This window comes from Corallococcus llansteffanensis, from assembly GCF_003612055.1.
Taxonomy (GTDB): domain Bacteria; phylum Myxococcota; class Myxococcia; order Myxococcales; family Myxococcaceae; genus Corallococcus; species Corallococcus llansteffanensis.
The window spans coordinates 1-3,715 of record NZ_RAWB01000780.1; the positions used below are offsets into that span (position 1 = coordinate 1).

Here is a 3,715-nt window from a genome sequence, read left to right on the forward strand (position 1 = left end):
GTAGAGGAAGAAGCGCGACGCCTCCACGTTCTCGCCCGTCGTCCGTCGCTGGAAGTATTCGTACGCGCCGACCACCGCATTGGCCGTGCAGGAGCCGACACTCCCCTGGTTCTCCACCGACGAGCACCACTTGCGCAGGTCCACCCGCAGCGGACCGACCGAGGAGGCGACCGGGCCCGCCGCCGCCACCACCGCTCCCCGTGGGGAGAGCCGCGGCATGATGGCATCCATCGAACGCACCACTTCTGGAGCCCGCACCGTGAGGTCGCGGGGGTCGAGCGGATCCGGCAACCAGCCCAGCATTGGAATCTTGTAGCCCATGATGTCCCCAGTCCTGATCCCCTGGAACCTGTGGCGTCCGGGCTTCAATGGAAGGCTCAAGTCGCCGAGGCCATGGCGCTCCGACCGACCCATCCGCGCCTGCGCGCCGTCTGGGCCCCGCCGGGCTTCTGGCGACCTCCTTGGCGGGCCACCGGATGCGGTGGGGATTCTTCCCGAAAGATCATCAGCCCATCCAGGACCGTTGCCCAGGGGGCCGTCATCCACGCGTAGCTCAAGGGATGCGCCCTCTTGGACCCGAGGCCGCGAAGCTGGCTCTCTATCTCATTCGCGGCCCTTTCATGAGGAGGAGTGCCGCGTCTTGACATTCGCTGGCGTGCCACGGAGGACACACCCTCACGCTGGCGCGAAGTGGAGTCCGCGCAAGGTGTCCTCGCGTCCGCGGCTGACGCCGGCGGGACGGCGCTTGGGCTTCTGTCGCAGGAAGCGCGAGGCGTCCTTGCGGCGGTAGCAGGTGAGGAGCCGGTCCTCGTCGTTGAGGATGAGGATCCACCCGCGCGCCTGTCGCGCCAGCGATGAATCGCGCAGGCTCCAGGGTAGGTCGCGCTCGTGCACGGTGAGATGGGTGGCACCGCATGCGCGCGCAGGCGTGCCGAACTCGAGGATGAACGCGACGACGTCCTCACGCAGCCTCCAGCGGGCGCACTGCTCGATGAAGAGGCGGGTGAGGGAGAACACGGACGACACGGGGCTCTGGCGCATGGCGGGCTATCTCCTTGCGCTCCTCCCAATACACTTGTCGTTCCAGGCCCCCGCGCACGCGATTCCAGGGACTTGCGCGGCGCCCCCGGTCACCCCGAAAGACAATCCGTCAATCCCGCGCTCACGCCGTGTCAGCAAGACATGGACGGGGCACGCCGCCGGGGGAAGTGGAGGACGCCTGCTCGCCGGGGATGCGACCCGCTCCGAAGAATTCCTGCACGGAGCCCTCCGCTTTTTGACAGGCTCCTCTCGAAGGAGGACGGGGCACGATGGGTCTTCGCTCGAAAGCACTGGGAGTCATCCTGGGTGCGGGTGCGGCCGGGGTGACGCTGGCGCTCGCCTTGGGTGTGGGGTGCGGTGGTCGCGCGGTCCAGGGAGGCACGGTGAAGCTGTCACCCGTGGAGTCCCAGGCGCTGCGCACGCCCGCGGCCTTCTCCTCCATGGGGGACAAGAAGGAGCGCTCGCGGGCGCTGTTCGTGGAGGCGAGCCGGGTGATGCTGCACCCCCGGTGCGTCAACTGCCATCCCGCGGGTGACAGCCCGACGCAGCGCGATGACTTCCAGGTGCACGACCCGCCGGTGACACGAGGCCCTGCGGACCAGGGCGTGCCGGGCCTGGAGTGCACGTCCTGCCACCAGGACCGCAACGTGGAGCTGGCGCGGGTCCCGGGTGCGCCCAAGTGGCACCTCGCCCCCAAGGTGATGGCGTGGCAGGGGCGCACGCTGCGGTCCCTGTGCGAGCAGTTGAAGGACCCGGCGCGCAACGGGGGCAAGAGCCTGGCGGAGATCGTCGAACACTCCGCGCATGACGAGCTGGTGGGCTGGGGTTGGAAGCCGGGGTCCGGCCGGGTGCCGGCGCCGGGGACGCAGGCCGAGTTCGGGGCCCTGATGGCCGCGTGGGTCAGTGACGGCGCGGAGTGCCCGCGCGAGGAGGGTCAACCGTGAGCATCCGTCTGCGCGTGAATGGGACCGAGCACGAACTCGATGTGGATCCGGAGATGCCGCTGCTCTGGGCGCTGCGCGACGTGCTGACGTTGACGGGGACGAAGTACGGCTGCGGCCAGGCGCTCTGCGGAGCGTGCGTGGTGCACATCGACGGCGCGGCGGTGCGCTCGTGCGTGACGCCGGTGCGCCGGGCGGAGGGCCGCGAGGTGATGACCATCGAGGGCCTGTCGCCGGACGGCTCGCACCCCTTGCAGAAGGCGTGGGTGGACCTGGCGGTGCCGCAGTGTGGCTTCTGTCAGGCGGGGCAGATCATGACGGCGGCGGCGCTGCTGGCGAAGAAGCCGAAGCCCACCGACGCGGAGATCGATCAATCGCTGGCGGGCAACCTGTGCCGCTGCGGGACGTACACGCGCATCCGCTCCGCCGTGAAGAAGGCGGCAGGACTCCCGAACGAATGAGCGCTCCGACCATGCAAGACCTGCGCATCCGGCTGTCGCGCCGCTCCGTGCTCCAGGGGCTGGGCCTCGTGGCCACGGGGCTGGGCCTGGAGGTGGTGCTGCCCTCCCGGGCGTACGCCGGGCCCATGCCCACGTCCCTCCCGGAGGTGCCCACGGAGGGCCTCAGGGCGAACGTGTTCGTCCACGTGGCGCCGGACGGGCTCGTGACCATCGTGTGCCACCGTTCGGAGATGGGGCAGGGCGTGCGCAGCTCGCTGCCGGTGCTCATCGCGGACGAGCTGGGCGCGGACATGGCCCAGGTGAAGGTCGTCCAGGGCGACGGCGACGAGGCCTACGGCGACCAGAACACCGACGGCTCCAGCAGCGTGCGGAAGATCTTCGACGACCTGCGGTACGCGGGCGCGACGGCGCGCACCATGTTGGTGGCGGTGGCGGCGAAGCGCTGGAAGGTGTCGCCCGCGGAGTGCGAGGCGCGCGACCACGCCGTCTTCCACAAGGCAAGCCAGCGGGTGCTCAAGTTCGGAGAGCTGGCCACCGACGCGGCGAAGCTGAAGGTGCCGCAGAAGCAGGCGGTGACGCTGCGGCCGCGCAGCGAGCTCAAGCACCTGGGCAAGGAGCTGCCGCTGCTGGACGGCCCGGACATCGTGACGGGGCGCGCGGTGTTCGGCGCGGACGTGAAGCTGCCGGGAATGCTCACGGCGGTGATTGCGCGTCCGCCCGTGGCGGGCGGCAAGGTGGCCCGCTACGACGCGACCAAGGCGCTCGCGGTGCCGGGCGTGCGCAAGGTGGTGGAGCTGCCGGCCGCGACGAAGCCGTTCCTGTTCCAGCCGCTGGGCGGCCTGGCGGTGGTGGCGGACAACACCTGGGCGGCGATGCGGGGCCGCGCGGCGCTGGACGTGACGTGGGAGGGCGGGGACAACGCGACCTACGACTCGGAGGCGTACCGCGAGCAGCTCCTGGCGGTGATTTCGAAGCCAGGGAAGGTGGTGCGCAACGTGGGCGACGCGGAGGCCGCGCTGGCGAAGGCCGCGACGCGCGTGCAGGCCACGTACAACACGCCGCACCTGGCGCACGCGCCCATGGAGCCGCCCACCGCGGTGGCCCGCGTGGAGCATGGCACCTGCGAGGTGTGGGCGCCGACGCAGGACCCGCAGACGGCGCGCAGTGAGGTGGCGAAGGCACTGGGGCTGGACCCGTCGAAGGTGATGCTCCACGTGACGCTGCTGGGGGGCGGGTTCGGCCGCAAGTCGAAGCCGGACTACGTGGTGGAGG

5 protein-coding genes are annotated in these 3,715 nt (G+C 70.6%); 3 read left to right on the forward strand and 2 right to left on the reverse strand.

What is annotated here, in order from left to right; translation table 11 throughout:
* Window positions 1-321: hypothetical protein (locus D7V93_RS40035; RefSeq protein ID WP_208723309.1), on the reverse strand; the 321-nt coding region annotated here is incomplete at its 3' end.
* Window positions 322-675: 354 nt separating this feature from the next.
* Entirely contained in the window at window positions 676-1,041 is a 366-nt protein-coding gene (locus D7V93_RS40040; protein WP_120648288.1) for a hypothetical protein, read from the reverse strand.
* Between the two features lie 269 nt (window positions 1,042-1,310).
* On the opposite strand from D7V93_RS40040, the gene D7V93_RS40045 reads away from it, so the two are divergent.
* From D7V93_RS40045 to D7V93_RS40055, 3 genes are all read left to right on the forward strand, one after another.
* On the forward strand, window positions 1,311-1,985 hold the full coding sequence (locus D7V93_RS40045) for an Isoquinoline 1-oxidoreductase subunit (protein WP_120648289.1): 675 nt from the start codon (window positions 1,311-1,313) through the stop codon (window positions 1,983-1,985).
* Entirely contained in the window at window positions 1,982-2,443 is a 462-nt protein-coding gene (locus D7V93_RS40050) for a (2Fe-2S)-binding protein (protein ID WP_120610671.1), read from the forward strand. Before D7V93_RS40045 ends, D7V93_RS40050 begins: the two co-directional genes overlap by 4 nt.
* An 11-nt stretch (window positions 2,444-2,454) precedes the next feature.
* The coding region (locus D7V93_RS40055) for a molybdopterin cofactor-binding domain-containing protein (protein WP_147451594.1) at window positions 2,455-3,715 on the forward strand (1,261 nt) is incomplete at its 3' end.